The 15,135-nt window shown below is 60.6% G+C and carries 12 protein-coding genes; 2 read left to right on the top strand and 10 right to left on the bottom strand.

Features of this window, described 5'->3' with window-relative positions; translation table 11 throughout:
* Nucleotides 1-256: 256 nt before the first annotated feature.
* Complete coding sequence (locus tag DK871_RS10490; RefSeq protein WP_014719251.1) at nt 257-1,183, top strand: GGDEF domain-containing protein; 927 nt, start codon at nt 257-259, stop codon at nt 1,181-1,183.
* Between the two features lie 44 nt (nt 1,184-1,227).
* On the opposite strand, the gene DK871_RS10485 is transcribed toward DK871_RS10490, so the two are convergent.
* The 7 genes from DK871_RS10485 to DK871_RS10455 all read right to left on the bottom strand — a co-directional run bounded on the left by DK871_RS10485 (nt 1,228) and on the right by DK871_RS10455 (nt 8,996).
* Nucleotides 1,228-2,001, bottom strand: a complete 774-nt coding sequence (locus DK871_RS10485) for an iron-containing redox enzyme family protein (protein WP_218581383.1) — start codon at nt 1,999-2,001, stop codon at nt 1,228-1,230.
* 78 nt (nt 2,002-2,079) lie between these two features.
* On the bottom strand, nt 2,080-4,542 hold the full coding sequence (locus DK871_RS10480; protein WP_161904957.1) for an EAL domain-containing protein: 2,463 nt from the start codon (nt 4,540-4,542) through the stop codon (nt 2,080-2,082).
* 71 nt (nt 4,543-4,613) lie between these two features.
* Nucleotides 4,614-6,416 (bottom strand): ABC transporter ATP-binding protein, encoded by a 1,803-nt coding sequence (locus DK871_RS10475; protein ID WP_032896047.1) that lies wholly within the window; start codon nt 6,414-6,416, stop codon nt 4,614-4,616.
* Nucleotides 6,409-7,044 (bottom strand): DsbA family protein, encoded by a 636-nt coding sequence (locus DK871_RS10470; RefSeq protein ID WP_003192732.1) that lies wholly within the window; start codon nt 7,042-7,044, stop codon nt 6,409-6,411. Before DK871_RS10470 ends, DK871_RS10475 begins: the two co-directional genes overlap by 8 nt.
* Nucleotides 7,045-7,047: 3 nt before the next feature.
* Nucleotides 7,048-7,989, bottom strand: coding sequence for a rhodanese-related sulfurtransferase (locus DK871_RS10465; protein WP_161904956.1), 942 nt, complete (start codon nt 7,987-7,989; stop codon nt 7,048-7,050).
* Nucleotides 7,990-8,177: 188 nt separating this feature from the next.
* Nucleotides 8,178-8,471: a BolA family transcriptional regulator gene (locus DK871_RS10460; protein ID WP_038450988.1), complete on the bottom strand. Its 294-nt coding sequence runs from the start codon at nt 8,469-8,471 to the stop codon at nt 8,178-8,180.
* Between the two features lie 6 nt (nt 8,472-8,477).
* Nucleotides 8,478-8,996, bottom strand: a complete 519-nt coding sequence (locus tag DK871_RS10455; protein WP_014719258.1) for a DUF2059 domain-containing protein — start codon at nt 8,994-8,996, stop codon at nt 8,478-8,480.
* A gap of 196 nt (nt 8,997-9,192) precedes the next feature.
* Here DK871_RS10455 and DK871_RS10450 point away from each other — a divergent pair, with 196 nt between their 5' ends.
* On the top strand, nt 9,193-10,575 hold the full coding sequence (locus DK871_RS10450) for a class II fumarate hydratase (protein WP_032896037.1): 1,383 nt from the start codon (nt 9,193-9,195) through the stop codon (nt 10,573-10,575).
* Here DK871_RS10450 and DK871_RS10445 read toward each other — a convergent pair whose 3' ends face one another.
* From DK871_RS10445 to pap, 3 genes are all read right to left on the bottom strand, one after another.
* A complete protein-coding gene (locus tag DK871_RS10445) occupies nt 10,576-11,532 on the bottom strand; it encodes a DMT family transporter (RefSeq protein ID WP_161904955.1) in 957 nt (318 codons plus the stop codon).
* Nucleotides 11,533-12,149: 617 nt separating this feature from the next.
* Nucleotides 12,150-13,334, bottom strand: coding sequence for a thiolase family protein (locus DK871_RS10440; protein ID WP_161904954.1), 1,185 nt, complete (start codon nt 13,332-13,334; stop codon nt 12,150-12,152).
* A 199-nt stretch (nt 13,335-13,533) separates the two neighbouring features.
* A complete protein-coding gene (gene pap, locus DK871_RS10435) occupies nt 13,534-15,048 on the bottom strand; it encodes a polyphosphate:AMP phosphotransferase (protein ID WP_161904953.1) in 1,515 nt (504 codons plus the stop codon).
* Nucleotides 15,049-15,135: the final 87 nt, after the last annotated feature.

Below are 15,135 nucleotides of genomic sequence, written 5' to 3'. Positions count from 1 at the left end.
CTTACTTAAAAATTAGTTAATTGATTTATAAGGATTTTTGCCAACCAAATACACTTGGCATGAATCTCGCTCTAGTACTGTTCAAGCAGGTTCGGCGATGACAAGACGTGCGGCAGTGCCCCGGGGTTATAACCCAAGGAAAAGCGGTTTAAACTGTTTCCAATGTTTTACGGAACTGACGGATCAGTAAGACGCTTGGCACTCGCCACTCTCATCCCGCCTGTAAGACAGCCCAGTGCTTAGAGGCCACCCGCTTATGAAAACCCCCACCCAGACCAACGCAATTGACTTTGACAGTGCCAAATTGCAACGCCTGGGATTTGGCCAGCCATCCTTACGCCCACGCCGCCCCGCCACCCTCGCCGAACTTCGCCAGCAACTGAACCAGCAGTTGCAGACCAGCCTGGAGCCGGAGCGCATCCTGGGCCTGTTCTTTCGTGAGGTACAGCGCCTGGTGCCGCTGGACGCGCTGCAATACCGTCACGCCGCCAGCGACCTGCGCCTGGAGTTTGGCCACCGGGGTCATCACTCCGTCAGCTACACCCTGAGCCATGAAGGCGAGCACCTGGGGGAACTGGTCTTTCGTCGCAACCAGCGGTTGCTTGAAGAGGAGTTGAGCCAGCTTGAACTGCTGCTGGTGACCTTGCTTTATCCGATGCGCAACGCCCTGCTCTACCGCGCCGCCACCCGCAGCGCCCTGCGCGACCCGTTGACCGAAACCGGCAACCGTGTGGCCATGGACCAGACGCTGCAGCGAGAAATCGACATGGCACGCCGGCACCTGCACCCGCTGTCGTTGTTGATGCTGGACATCGACCACTTCAAGAAAATCAATGACACCCATGGGCATGCCGCGGGCGATAGCGTACTGCGCGCCGTGGCCGGGGCGATCAAACGCCAGTTGCGTAACGTGGACATGGTGTTCCGGTTTGGCGGGGAAGAGTTTTTGATCCTGCTGTCCAATACCGGTCGCGATGCCGCGAGGATGGTGGGAGAGCGCCTGCGCCAGGCGGCACAAGCCCAGGACTACTGGGTGGAGGGCACGCGAATCGAACTGACCGTGAGCCTCGGTTGCTCGACATTGCTGGCGGCAGAATCGGCTGAAAGCCTGCTGCGCCGGGCCGACAATGCGTTGTATGTAGCCAAGCGCGAAGGTCGCAACCGCCTGGCTATGGCGGGGTAAAGTCAGTTGTGGCGAGGGAGCTTGCTCCCTCGCCACAGTTACCGCTACGCCTCGCTGGCGATGCGCACAGGACGCTCGCGCACGGCTGGCGCCTTGTCTTTCTCCGCGTTCTCTAGACGCATGCAGCTTTCCAGGAACAAGTGCATGTAGTCGTAGCTCTTGCACACCGCCTGGCGCAACTCTTCCTGCAAGGCCTTGCTCGCGTTGGTCCCGGCCAGGGTGCAGATGATTTCCAGGGCTTCCCAAGGGTGGGCATCGTCGTACTGGGCGTGCATCTTCAGCCACTTCATCGCCCGCTTGCGATCTTCCTCAGGGAAGGCCGCAGCATACACACCGGTAGAGCAGACCACGGCGGACCACTCCCCCGTCGCCCCCTCGATGGCGTAGTTGGTGGCGGCAATCGCGACGATCAACGCATCGGCCGAGCTGGTGTGCCAGCACCAATGGCTCAGGGCGTGCAACTCGGGCGGTACCTCCTGCGCTTGCAGCTCTTCAAGGCTGACGCCGTGAGCCCGTGCCCAATTGACCCAGTAGTCGGCATGGTTGAGCTCCACACGAATGTTGCGCATCAGCCAACGGCGCGCCATGTCCTCCCCAGGATGGCGGGCAAACTTGGTCTTGGTCAGGTTCTGCGCCATGTACAAGGCAAACTGTTCCACCACCGGCCAACCACCAATGAGGTAGTGGCGCATGGTCTTGGCGCTGAGGGCGTTGTCACGCATGCGCTGATACAGTTCGTGCTCGACAACCCGACGCTTGCTCTCACTACAGTCCTGGATCAGCTGTTGCGCCCAGGCAGGGTAACTCGAGGCTTCCATAAGCGGGCCGGTTCTGTTGAAGGTGTCGATCACTGTGGGGCTCCTTTTCAAGTGTGATTGTACAGACCAGCAAACGTTTCAGCGGAAAGTGCCGGGCGCCTTGAATAACAGTGGCTGCGGCCGCTCAGGGCGGCACTGCAGACTATCAAAGGTAAACAATTGCGGGCGTTCAATCAGGTAGCCCTGAGCGTAATCCACACCTATCTCAAGTAAAGCCTGTTCGATCTGCGGTGTTTCAACAAACTCGGCAATTGTGCGCTTACCCATGACGTGGCCGATGTGGTTGATCACTTCGACCATGGCGCGGTTAATCGGGTCGTCCAGCATATCCTTTACGAAACTTCCATCGATCTTCAGGAAGTCTACAGGTAAATGTTTCAAATATGCGAATGAGGACATTCCGGCGCAAAAGTCATCGAGGGAAAAATGGCAGCCTAACGCTTTGAGTTCATTAATAAATCGAATCGCGCTGCCCAAATTGGCTATAGCGCTGGTTTCAGTTATTTCAAAACAAATCATTTCCGGTGGAATGTTGTAAGTATCGAATTTCTGACGTAAAAATCCTAAAAAGTCATCGTCGCCAATGGTTATTCCTGACAGATTAATCGCACACATGGCCATGGGTCGGCCCGGACGCTCATGCATGCAACGGGCGATAATCTTGAATACGTTTTCCACTACCCAACGGTCCAGGGACGTCATCAAGCCGTAACGTTCGGCCGCCGGAATAAAACTGTTGGGCAAAATGATCCGCCCCGCTTCGTCATGCAGGCGCAAGAGAATTTCAATGTGCCCATTGCCGGCGTCGGTAGTGCCCAACGGCGCAATTTCCTGGGCGTAGAGGCAAAAGCGGTCTTCCTCAAGGGCAATATGCAGCCGCTGCACCCAGGCCATCTCGCCAAATCGCAGAGACAATTCCGAGTCATCGACGTGGTAGACCTGCACGCGGTTGCGCCCTTTTTCCTTGGCCATGTAGCACGCCATGTCGGCGGCGCGCAGGGAGGTTTCCAGGGTGGTCGGGGTTTGCGAGATATGCACCAGGCCGATGCTGACAGTGGTCATGAAGGGCCGCCCCTTCCACACGAAGTGCAAGCTCTGCACGGTATGGCGCAGGCTCTCGGCGATTTTTTCCGCCACCGGCGCCGGGCAGTTTTCCAGCAGGATGCCAAACTCGTCGCCGCCCAACCGAGCCAGGGTGTCGCCCTCGCGCAGGTCCGACTGCAGCAACGCGCAGATGTGGCGCAGCAGCTCATCACCCGCCGCATGGCCACAGGTGTCATTGACCAGCTTGAACTGGTCGAGGTCGAGGAACATCAAGGCATGTCGCCCGCTTTGCTGGCGCGCGACCTGTTGCAGCACCTGTTCAAGCCGGAACTCGAACTCGCGACGGTTGGCCAGGCCGGTCAAGGCGTCGTGGGTGGCCTGCCAGGAAAGGTTGGCGATGTACTGGCGTTCCTGGGTCATGTCGTGCAGCACCAGCACCGCACCGCTGATCTTGCCGGCGCTGCGGATCGGCGCGCCCACCAGGGTGACCGAGACCGTGCTGCCGTCCAGGCGCTGGATCAGCTTGGAATGCTCGCTGCCGCCGCTGAACTGGCCCTTGACGATGTGTTCAATCAGGGTGAAGCCGTCGGGCTCGGCGTTTTCATCCAACAGTTTGAACAGCGCCGCCAGCGGCAGGCCCTGGGCCTGCTCCGACCGCCAGTGGGTCAAAGCTTCGGCTGCAGGGTTCATGTAAGCAATGGCCCCGTCGACATCGGTGGTAATCACCCCGTCGCCAATCGACTCCAACGTGATTTGCGCCCGCTCCTTCTCCGCTTGCAGCGCATCGGCAAAGGCATGACGCTGGGCCAGCAACTTGTGGGTGCGCAGCAACGCCAACACGATCAGGCCCAGGGCGGTGGCCAGGTTGGTGATCAACAACAGGCGCAGGATCATCCGCGAGCCTTCGCCCAGGGCATCGCTGAACGCCTTGGCGGCGGGCGTCACCCCTTCATTGATGGCCGTGATGCGCGCCTTCCAACTATGGACATCGTCATCGCTGACGTAGCCTGAAGTAATGGCGCCGTGCATCTCCTGGGCCAGCTCATCCAACTGCACCAGGTAGCCGTCGCCCACCGTCCACAGTTCAATGGCTTTTTCCAGGTAGCTGAAATGACGAAAGTTGAGGTACAGCCAGATCAGGCTGGCAACGTCGTCCGGATGGTTGCCGCCCTTGAGAATCCCCAGGCGCGCGGCCTCCATGTCGGGATTGGGACGGTCCAGGGCAATGCGCAATTCATGCCCACCCTGGGGCACGGCAATGGCCTGCTGGTATTTGAGGTAGGTGGCGTCGTTGCGGTTATCGGCGTAGAGGGTCAGGTAGTAAATGGCGTCTTTCTGGCCCTTGGACCACAGGCTTTCGCCCGCTACATAGCCCCGCACTGCCGAAAGCACGTAGAGACTGACGCAGCCTAACAATGCCTGGAACAACACGACGGCGATAAAGGGCCAGACAATACCCAACAGGCGTGGCGTTCCGAGAGTCCGCTTTTGCTTCATGAAGTCCCTTACACATGCACAGCTTGATACGCACGCGAAAATCCGCTCCCGATAGCACAGCCTAAGCTAAATCAACGTACTTGTTGCAAGTGTCCGTACAGTTTGGCGTACAACCCGCCATCGGCAATCAACTGCTGATGGTCGCCGTCCTCGGCAATGTGCCCGCCATCGAACACCAGCACTCGGTCAGCCTGCTTCACCGCAGACAGCCGGTGGGCGATGATCAGTGTAGTACGCCCGCTGAGAAACCGCGCCAGGGCCTGGTGCAGGTTGTACTCGGTGGCCGCGTCCAATGCAGACGTGGCCTCGTCCAGAATCACCACTTTAGGCTCGGCAAGCACCATGCGGGCAATGGCCAGGCGTTGGCGCTGGCCCCCGGAAAAACGCACGCCCGAGCGCCCGACCACGCTGTCCAGACCCAAGGGCAGTGCTTTGACAGTAGCATCCAGCTGGGCGATTTCCAGCGCCTGCCAGCAGGCTTGATCGGTGCGGGTGCGGCCCATGGTCAGGTTGGCGCGTACGGTATCGTTGAACAGCGCCGGGTGTTGCAGCACCACCGCAACGTTCTCGCGGATGGTCTCCAGGCCGATCTCCTGCTGGGTGGCAGCGCCAAAACGAATACTGCCGGCCTGGGGCGTATAGAGCCCCAGCAACAGTTGCACCAAAGTGCTTTTACCGCCGCCGCTGGCGCCGACAATCGCCACCTTCTCACCCGGTGCGATGGCCAGGTTCAACTGATTGAGCACCAGGTCTTCGCCGTAGCCAAAGTCGAGGCCGCGCACTTCGATGCCGACCGTCTCGCGCCCGCTGAACGGGTCTGCGCCGCCTGGGTATTGCGGTTCATCGGCACGCGCCAGCAGCTCGTTGATCCGCGACAGCGCGCCCCCCGCCGCGTAATAGGCGTATTGCAGGTTCAGCAGTTGCTCCACCGGGCCGATCATGAACCACAGGTAACTGAATACCGCGAGCATCTGGCCGATGGACAGGTCGGAAAACAGCACAGTGAGCATGGCCGCGGCGCGGAAGATGTCGATACCGAACTGGAACAGCAAGCCACTGGCGCGGCTCGACGCGTCGGTTTTCCACTGGGAATGAATGGCGTAGTCACGCACTTCCTGGGCACGCTGGCCCAGGCGCCCGAGGAAAAAGCCCTGGCGGTTGCCGGCGCGTACTTCCTGGATGGCATCCAGGGTTTCGGTCAGCGCCTGGGTAAAGCGTGAGGTGCTGTCGTTTTCCAGCTTCTTGAGGTGCTTGACGCGCTTGCCCAACTGCACCGTGGCGTAGATCACCAACGGGTTGAACAACAGGATCAGCAGCGCCAGTTGCCAATGCATCCACACCAGGATCGCCGAGGTGCCGACCAGGGTCAGCATCGCCACCAGGAAACGGCTGAGGGTTTCGCCGACGAATTTGTCCAGGGTGTCCAGGTCGGTCACCAAGTGGGTGGTGACCGTACCGCTGCCCAGGCTTTCGTACTCACCCAGGGAGATACGCTTGAGACGTTCGATCAGGCGCACGCGGATGCGGTACACGATGTCCTTGGCCAAGCGCGCAAACAGCCGCGCCTGCACCACGTTGAACACCAGCGCGCCGCAGCGCAGGGCCAGGGTGACCAAGAGCATCAGGCCGATATAGCCTGCGGCTTTTTGCCAACCCAAGGGCAGCGCGTGGTTCATCACCTTGAGGGCCGCGTCGCCATGGCCCAGCAGCACTTCGTCCACCAGCAACGGCAACAACAGCGGGATAGGCACGCTGCACAGGGTGGCGAGCACGGCAACGCCGTTGGCGACCCATAGGGATTTCTTGTGACGCAGCGCCAGGCGGCGAATTTCCGCCCAGGTCAGGCGGTCGGTGCGTGGAGGCTGTTCATACACAGGCAGCTCGCTCCAGCCATCGACCCAGTAACGGCGACAGCTCGGACAGCGGCTGGTAACCATTGGTCAGCAAGGCCAACTGGCCGTTGCGCTCGGCCAACAGGGTCGGGAACCCGGCAATGCCCAGGTCTTGCACCCAAGTAAAATCGGCCGCCGTGGCCGCGTGCTGATCGGCACGGTCGAACTCGCCGGCAAACTCGATGCGTGGAATACCGGCCTGCTCGGCCAGTTCCACCAGCACAGGCGCCAGGGTCACGTCCCGGCCTTCGACATAGAACGCGCGCTGGATCAACCCCAGCAGTGTCCAGGCGCAATCCGGCGCCAGGCTGCGAGCGGTGACGATAGCGCGGCACGCCGGCTCCGTGTCGTAGACAAACCCGTCGGGCAACGCGCCCTCACGCTTGAACGGCTGGCCGGTGGCGTCGGTGACGGCCTGCCAGTGTTCAAGGATGTAGCGCCGGGTAGTCGGCTCCAGCGCCGCGCCGCTGCCGGTGCGCAAGCCGCCCACCACCAGGTGCACGTCCACGCCGGCCGCCTGGGCCTGCTCTACCAGCGCTTGTGCCACCGGGGCAAAGCCCCAGCACCAGGAACACATCGGGTCCATTACATAGAGCAGGCGCGCAGACATGGCTCAGGCCTCGGAAGGGGTTTGCTTGTAGTTGTAACCAATCGGGTGCGGCATGTTGCGGGCCTTGGCCAGTTCGATCTGCTTCTGGCGGTCGATCGCGCTGCGACGGGTTTTCTCCGACAGCTTATCCCAGCAATGGGGGCAACTGATGCCCGCCACATAATGCTCGGACGCGCGATCATCTACGCTCACAGGTGTGCGGCAGGCATGACATTGATCGTAGTCGCCTTCGCTCAAGTCGTGGCGCACGGTCACGCGATTATCGAACACAAAGCAGTCGCCCTGCCATTTGGTTTCTTCCTGGGGCACCTCTTCGAGGTACTTCAGGATACCGCCCTTGAGGTGGTAGACCTCATCGAAGCCTTCGCTGAGCATGTAGCTCGACGCCTTCTCACAGCGAATGCCGCCGGTGCAGAACATGGCGACCTTCTTGTGCTTGGCCGGGTCGAAATTGGCTTTGATATAGTCGGGAAATTCGCGAAAACTGGTGGTTTTCGGGTCGATTGCGCCTTCAAAGGTGCCAATGGACACTTCGTAATCGTTACGAGTGTCGATCAACAGCACTTCCGGGTCGCTGATCAGCGCGTTCCAATCCTGCGGGTCGACGTAGGTACCAACCTTTTTGTTCGGATCGACCCCTTCGACGCCCAGGGTCACGATCTCTTTCTTGAGCTTGACCTTGGTGCGATAGAACGGCTGGTCGTCGCAGTAGGATTCCTTGTGGTCGATGTCGACCATGCGCGGGTCTTTTTTCAGCCAGGCCATCAGGCCGTCAATGCCTTCGCGGCTGCCGGAAACGGTGCCGTTGATGCCTTCTTCGGCGATCAGCAAGGTGCCTTTGATGCCGTTATCGACCATCGCCTGCAACAGGGGCTCGCGCAGGGCGACGTAATCTTCGAGGGTGACGAACTTATACAGTGCCGCCACGACAATCGGTTGAGTCATGGGTGTTCTCTCCAGGTGGCTACCCTCGTAAGGGGTGAACCGGATAGCAGCAGCTGCGAGTTTTTAGCTGCAAGCTGCAAGTAAAAGCAAAAAAACGCGCCGACTAAGCGGCGCGTTGAGGATTGTAGCAAGAAGGCAGTTGCGAGGGCTCTACTCTTGAAGCTTGCAGCTGAAAACTTGTGGCTGCTTCAATGTCCGCCGGCGCAGGTCGGCGAGGCCGGGGCTGCGTCGATTGTCGCCCATTCTTCGGGCGTATAGGTATGCAGCGCCAGCGCATGAAATTCGCTCATCAGGCTACCCAGTGTGGCGTAGACCTTCTGGTGGCGCTTGACGCGGTTGAGCCCCTCGAACTGCTGGCTGACCAGCACGGCCTTGAAGTGGGTCTGCAACCCACGGCTGTGCATGTGGCTTTCATCCAGCACGCTCAAATGTTCCGGGGCCAGGGCGGCAAGGGCCGTTTCGATACGCTGTTGCATGGTCATTCCTGCTTACTTCTTCTTGGCCGGTGCGGCGGCTTTTGGCGCCAGCTCGTTGGTCATGTCTTCCAACAGCTTGTTCACCACCGGTACGGCGCTTTCCAGCTTGGCCTGGGTCATCTGGGCCGATTGCTGGGTCAACTGGGGCATTTTTTCCAGGACTTTCTTACCCAGTGGCGACTGGTAGAACGCTACCAGGTCCTTGAGTTCGGATTCGCTGAAGTTGGTGGTGTAGAGCTTGACCATGTCTGGCTTGAGCTTCGGCCAGCCGATGGCCTGGTCCAGAGCGGCGTTGGCCTTGGCCTGGTAGCTGTCCAGTACGGACTGCTTGGCGGCAGGCGCCTTGGTCTGTTCGAAACGCTGGGCGAACATTTGCTGCACTTGCATGTACACCGGGGTCCCCAGCTTGTCAGCATGGGCCAGGGTAAGGAAGGCTTCGGCACTGGCGTTGTGGCTGGCGGTATCGGCAAGAACCTGGCCGCTGGCGCAAACCAGAGCAACCGCGGTACAGATGGCACGAAGACGAGTCATCGAGTTTCCTTTTCTAGCAGGCGAGGTAAGACCCCAAGGGCGACCATTCTGCGCCTAAAAAACCTCGCGGCTCAACCCCACCTCTTGGCAAGCCCCGGTTTCACGGGGCGCGGTGACACAAAAGCGCTTTTAGGGAACCCACGCTGGCCGCCAGGGCCTAAACTGACCAATCACGACTGGATAAGGAGGGTGACCGATGAGCCGTATCGAAACCGACAGCCTGGGGGAAGTACAGGTCCCTGATGACGCCTATTGGGGCGCGCAAACCCAACGTTCGCTGGTCAATTTCGCGATTGGCGAGCAGCGCATGCCGCTGGCGGTACTGCATGCCCTGGCCTTGATCAAGAAGGCTGCGGCGCGGGTCAACGACCGTAACGGCGACCTGCCCGCCGACATCGCCCGCCTGATCGAGCAGGCTGCCGACGAAGTCCTGGACGGCCAGCATGACGACCAGTTCCCGCTGGTGGTGTGGCAGACCGGCAGTGGCACCCAAAGCAACATGAACGCCAACGAAGTGATCGCCGGCCGCGCCAACGAGTTGGCCGGCAACAACCGTGGCGGCAAGAGCCCGGTGCACCCCAACGATCACGTCAACCGTTCCCAGAGTTCCAACGACTGCTTCCCCACCGCCATGAGCATTGCCGCGGTGCAAGCGGTGAACAAGCAACTGCTGCCGGCGATCGCCACCTTGTCCGGTGGCCTGGCGGAATTGGCCGCACGGCATATGAAGCTGGTCAAGACCGGCCGTACCCACATGATGGACGCCACGCCGATCACCTTCGGCCAGGAGCTGTCGGCGTTTATCGCCCAGCTCGATTACGCCGAGCGTGCGATCCGCAGCGCCCTGCCCGCCGTGTGCGAGCTCGCCCAGGGCGGTACCGCCGTCGGCACCGGCCTCAATGCACCCCATGGTTTTGGCGAGGCGATTGCCTCCGAGCTGGCCGCGTTGTCGGGCTTGCCTTTTGTGACCGCACCGAACAAATTCGCCGCCCTCTCCGGCCATGAGCCGCTGGTCACCTTGCACGGCGCGCTGAAAACCCTGGCCGTGGCGCTGATGAAAATCGCCAACGACCTGCGCCTGCTGGGTTCCGGCCCTCGCGCCGGGCTGGCGGAAGTCAAGTTGCCGGCCAACGAACCGGGCAGTTCGATCATGCCGGGCAAGGTCAACCCCACCCAATGCGAAGCGCTGTCGATGCTGGCCTGCCAGGTGCTGGGCAACGACGTGACCATCGGCATGGCCGCCAGCCAGGGGCACTTGCAGTTGAACGTGTACAAGCCGGTGATCATCCACAACCTGCTGGAGTCGATCCGCCTGCTGGCCGATGGCTGCAACAATTTCCAGGAGCATTGCATTGCCGGCCTCGAACCCGACGCCGAGCAAATGGCCCAGCACCTGGAACGCGGGCTGATGCTGGTCACCGCCCTCAACCCGCATATCGGCTACGACAAGTCAGCCGAAATCGCCAAGAAGGCTTACGCCGAAGGGCTGACACTGCGTGAGGCTGCACTGGAGCTGGGCTACCTCACCGATGCCGAGTTTGACCAGTGGGTACGCCCGGAAAACATGCTGGGTAGCTGACTACACCGCCGTACGCAGCCGCCGGGCCTTGAGCCCGGCGAGCAGCGAGGGCGCCAGTGCCACGGTCGCCGACCCCAGCACCACCACAAAGGCGCCGAAATACCCCAGGGCATTGATCTGCTCAGCCTGCACATACTCCGGCCACAGCCACGCCGCCACGGCCACCGCCACAAAGGTCACCAAAGGCGTCAACGCCAGGGTCGCACTGACCCGCGAGGCCTCCCAATGCGCCAAGGCTTCGGCAAATGCCCCGTAGGCCACCAGGGTATTCATGCAGCACGCCAACAACAGCCAGCCTTGCAGGGGGCTCAACTGCAATGCCTCCAGCGGATGTGCCCATGGCGTGAGCAACAGCGCACACGACAGGTAAATCACCATCATCACCTGCAATGAATTCCACACCGTCAGCAATTGCTTCTGCCCCAGTGCATAAAACACCCAAATAGTAGTGGCGAGCAGGATCGTCAGCACACCGGCGGTGTAGGTGCCCATGGACGTCAGCAACTCCACCAGGCGCTGGTTGAAGAACAAGCCAAAGCCTGCGATCAACACCACCAGCCCGATAACTTGCCCCAGGCTGAAGCGCTCCTTGAACACAAACACACTGGCTACCATCAGAAAGATCGGCCCCATCTGCACCACCAACTGCGCCGTGCCTGGGCTAAGCATTTTAAGGCCCACCAGGTACAGCACGTAGTTGCCCACCAGGCCACACACCGCCATGCCCACCAGCCAACCACCCTTGGGGCCAAGCACTTTGCGGCTGGGCAGGCGTTTGGTAGCGGCCAGGTAAACGAACAGGCAAGTGCCCGCTACCATGAGGCGAAACCAAGTCACGGTGATCGGGTCCATCACCTGCAATACTTGCTTGAGCTTGATCGGAAGAATGCCCCACAGAAACGCGGTCAGCAGGGTCAGGAAAAAACCGTAGACCCAGCGGCCGGAAGAGATGTGCATGAGAGCCCCAGATGCCAGAGGAAGTGGAGCAGGCATTCTAGGGGCAAGTCACCGACATCGGATACGCCATCGTTTTAAATGTGAGCGCTGGCTTGCCTGCGATGGCAGCCGACGGTAACCACGATGCGAAGCGAGCCGCTCTTGATCTGGCTCTTGATCTGGCTCTTGATCTGCTGTTGATCTTGATCTTAGGCGCCCCGTTAAACCACGCTGGCCGGAATTCGACAGGGATTTGGGGGGTAAACCGGCAGGGATGCCGGTTTAGCCGCCCCGCGCCATGGATGGCGCGTGGCGGCGGCCCCCCAAATCACTGGCGGATTACGGGCACACCGAGCCTGGGCGAGGTGCCGAGTGGTGGGGCAAGAGCCCTTTGGTTACTTTGGGGCTCTTTTCCAAAGTGACCCGCCGTCAGGGCGGAACCCTAAGTGGCCGTTACCGCAGAAATGGATATGTACTCGGTATAACTGTGTTGGCTGTCAGGCCGCCTTCGCGAGCAAGCCCGCTCCCACAGGTTGATCGTGGGGTGCCAGGTAGATAGGTGGCGGCTGGTAGGCCGTCATCGCAGGCAAGCCAGCTCCCACATTAGCCCTCCCACACTGGCGCTGTTCCAACCGCAGTCAGCGCACGGCTTCGAAGAGCCCGGTAGCGCCCATCCCGCCCCCCACGCACATGGTGACAATCCCATAACGCAGATTGCGCCGTTGCAACTCGCGCACCAGATGCCCAACCTGCCGCGAACCGGTCATGCCGAACGGATGCCCGATGGAAATGGAGCCGCCGTTGACGTTGTACTTGGCGTTATCAATCTCCAGGCGGTTACGCGCGTAGAGGCACTGAGAAGCAAAGGCCTCATTGAGTTCCCACAGGTCGATGTCCGCCACCTGCAAGCCCTTGGCCTTGAGCAACTTAGGCACCGAGAACACCGGGCCAATGCCCATTTCATCCGGCTCGCAACCAGCCACGGTAAAACCACGGAAGAACGCCTTAGGCTTGAGCCCCAGTTCCAACGCTTTTTCCAGGCTCATCACCAGGGTCATCGACGCACCGTCGGAAAGCTGCGAGGAGTTACCTGCCGTCACCGAGCCATCCTCGGCAAATACCGGCTTCAAGCCACTGAGGCTGGCCAGGGTGGTGTCCGGGCGGTTGCAGTCATCCCGGTCGACCACGCCATCCAGGATCTGCACCGCGCCAGTGTTCTTATCCTCGACCTTGTACTTCACCGCCATCGGCACGATTTCATCGTTGAACAAGCCATCAGCCTGGGCCTGGGCGGTGCGCTGCTGGCTTTGCAGCGCGTAAAGGTCCTGGTCTTCGCGGCTGACGTGATAGCGGCGCGCAACGATTTCGGCGGTCTGCCCCATGGGGAAGTAAATGCCCGGCACCTGCTCTTTAAGCAGTGGGTTGATCAGGTTATCGGTGTTGACGCTCTTCATGGTCAGGCTGATGGACTCCACGCCACCGGCGACAATGATGTCGCTGCAGCCCGAAGCGATCTGGTTGGCGGCAATGGCAATCGCCTGCAAGCCCGAGGAACAGAAACGATTGAGGGTCATGCCCGCCGTACCGGTACCCAGTTGCGAGAGCACCGCCACGTTACGCCCGACGTTATAGCCCTGGGCGCCTTCGTTGGAGCCGGCACCGACGATGCAGTCTTCCACCGTCGCCGGGTCGATGCCGTTGCGGGCCAGCAGCGCATTGACACAATGGGCCGCCATGTCATCGGGACGGGTCTGGTTGAACTTGCCGCGAAAGGATTTGGCCAGGCCGGTTCGCACGCTGTCGACGATCACTACTTCACGCATGGGCTACCTCGATCTTGTGGTTGTGGATCGAGGATAGATCCAGGCCTGGCCGACCGCGATGATCATTCACTGCGTGGATGCAAAAGCATGGAGACTCTGTAGGAGCGAGCTTGCTCGCGAAAAACTCACAGGCGCCGCGTTTACTAAGGGAGCACGCGTTATCGTTGACGTTTTTCGCGAGCAAGCTCGCTCCTACAGGCTATTTCTTTTTCTTCTTGTCGTGCTTGTCGGTTTTATCAAACGCCTCTTCCAGCGCACGGTTGATGGTGCGCAGCACCTTAACCCGCGCCCAGCGCTTGTCATTGGCTTCTACCAGGGTCCAGGGCGCCACCTCGGTGCTGGTGCGGTCAACCATGTCGCCCACCGCCGCACGGTAGTCGTCCCACTTGTCGCGGTTGCGCCAGTCGTCTTCGGTGATCTTGAAGCGTTTGAAGGGGATCTCCTCTCGGGCCTGGAAGCGCTCCAACTGCGTCTCCTTGTCGATGGCCAGCCAGAACTTGACCACGATCACCCCCGCATCGCGCAGTTGCTCTTCAAAGTCATTGATCTCGCCATAGGCGCGCATCCAGTCCGCTGGGGTACAGAAGCCTTCGATGCGCTCCACCAGCACACGGCCATACCAGGAGCGGTCAAACACGGTGAACATGCCGCGCGCCGGGATCTTCTGCCAGAACCGCCATAGATACGGCTGGGCCCGTTCGTCTTCGCTGGGCGCGGCAATCGGCACGATGTGGTACTGGCGCGGGTCCAGTGCTGCCGCCACACGACGGATCGCCCCACCCTTGCCCGCCGCGTCGTTGCCCTCGAACACGCTTACCAGCGCGTGCTTGCGCATGCGTTTGTCGCGCATCAGGCCGGAGAAGCGTGCCTGTTCGGTAATCAGTTGTTCTTCGTAGTCGTCCTTGTCCAGGCGCAGGGTCATGTCGAGGCTGTCGAGCAGGCTCTTGCGGTCCACCGAGGCCAGCAACGGTGCCGGGTTCATGCCGCTGGCCTTGACCTTGGCCTGCTTCAAGGCACTTTGCAGCCCATCGAGCAGGATCTTGCCCACGGTCAGCCCACGGTAATGGGGGTCGACGCCTTCGATCACATGCCACGGCGCGTAATCGCGGCTGGTGCGGCGCAGCACGCGCTCACCGAAATGCACGAACTTGTCGTAGGTCTTGGACTGCTGCCAGTCCAGCGGGCTGATGCGCCAGCTGTGCAGCGGGTCGTCGGCCAGGGCCTTGAGGCGCGCCTTCATCTGTTTTTTGGACAAGTGGAACCAGAACTTGAAAATCAGCGCACCTTCATCGCAGAGCATCTTTTCCAGGCGTTCGGCGCCGGCGATGGCCTGGTCCAGGCGCGCATCCTTGATCTGCCCATGCACCCGACCTTGCAGCATCTGGCTGTACCAGTTGCCGAAAAAGATACCCATGCGGCCCTTGGCCGGCAGCTGCCGCCAGTAGCGCCACGCCGGTGGGCGCGCCAGTTCTTCGTCGGTTTGCTGGTCGAAGGTGCGCACTTCGATCAGGCGCGGGTCCATCCATTCATTGAGCAGTTTGACGGTTTCGCCCTTGCCCGCGCCCTCGATGCCGTTGATCAGGATAATCACCGGGAAGCGCTTCTGCTGTTGCAGCTCGTATTGAACTTCCAGCAAGGCCTCACGCAGGGCCGGCACTTCGGCGTCGTAGGTGTCTTTGTCGATGGCGTGACCGATTTCGGCGGATTCGAACATGGGCAGCTCCGTTTCAAGATGGCTCAAGACTAGCGGATTGGGCCCCAACACGCGCAAGGAAATACAACCCAGCCTTGCCATGGGTCA

The sequence above is a fragment of the Pseudomonas sp. L13 genome (genome assembly GCF_009935965.1).
GTDB classification, from domain to species: domain Bacteria; phylum Pseudomonadota; class Gammaproteobacteria; order Pseudomonadales; family Pseudomonadaceae; genus Aquipseudomonas; species Aquipseudomonas lactis.
This window is presented reverse-complemented; position numbering and strand designations above follow the sequence as displayed.

Bases quoted from the DNA above. Each gene is read 5' to 3' on its own strand.
- DK871_RS10440 (WP_161904954.1), bottom strand. From the start codon at position 13,334: ATGCGTGAAGTAGTGATCGTCGACAGCGTGCGAACCGGCCTGGCCAAA.
- DK871_RS10470 (WP_003192732.1), bottom strand. From the start codon at position 7,044: ATGTCTGCGCGCCTGCTCTATGTAATGGACCCGATGTGTTCCTGGTGC.
- DK871_RS10450 (WP_032896037.1), top strand. From the start codon at position 9,193: ATGAGCCGTATCGAAACCGACAGCCTGGGGGAAGTACAGGTCCCTGAT.
- pap (WP_161904953.1), bottom strand. From the start codon at position 15,048: ATGTTCGAATCCGCCGAAATCGGTCACGCCATCGACAAAGACACCTAC.
- DK871_RS10465 (WP_161904956.1), bottom strand. From the start codon at position 7,989: ATGACTCAACCGATTGTCGTGGCGGCACTGTATAAGTTCGTCACCCTC.
- DK871_RS10445 (WP_161904955.1), bottom strand. From the start codon at position 11,532: ATGCACATCTCTTCCGGCCGCTGGGTCTACGGTTTTTTCCTGACCCTG.
- DK871_RS10480 (WP_161904957.1), bottom strand. From the start codon at position 4,542: ATGAAGCAAAAGCGGACTCTCGGAACGCCACGCCTGTTGGGTATTGTC.
- DK871_RS10460 (WP_038450988.1), bottom strand. From the start codon at position 8,471: ATGACCATGCAACAGCGTATCGAAACGGCCCTTGCCGCCCTGGCCCCG.
- DK871_RS10455 (WP_014719258.1), bottom strand. From the start codon at position 8,996: ATGACTCGTCTTCGTGCCATCTGTACCGCGGTTGCTCTGGTTTGCGCC.
- DK871_RS10485 (WP_218581383.1), bottom strand. From the start codon at position 2,001: ATGGAAGCCTCGAGTTACCCTGCCTGGGCGCAACAGCTGATCCAGGAC.
- DK871_RS10490 (WP_014719251.1), top strand. From the start codon at position 257: ATGAAAACCCCCACCCAGACCAACGCAATTGACTTTGACAGTGCCAAA.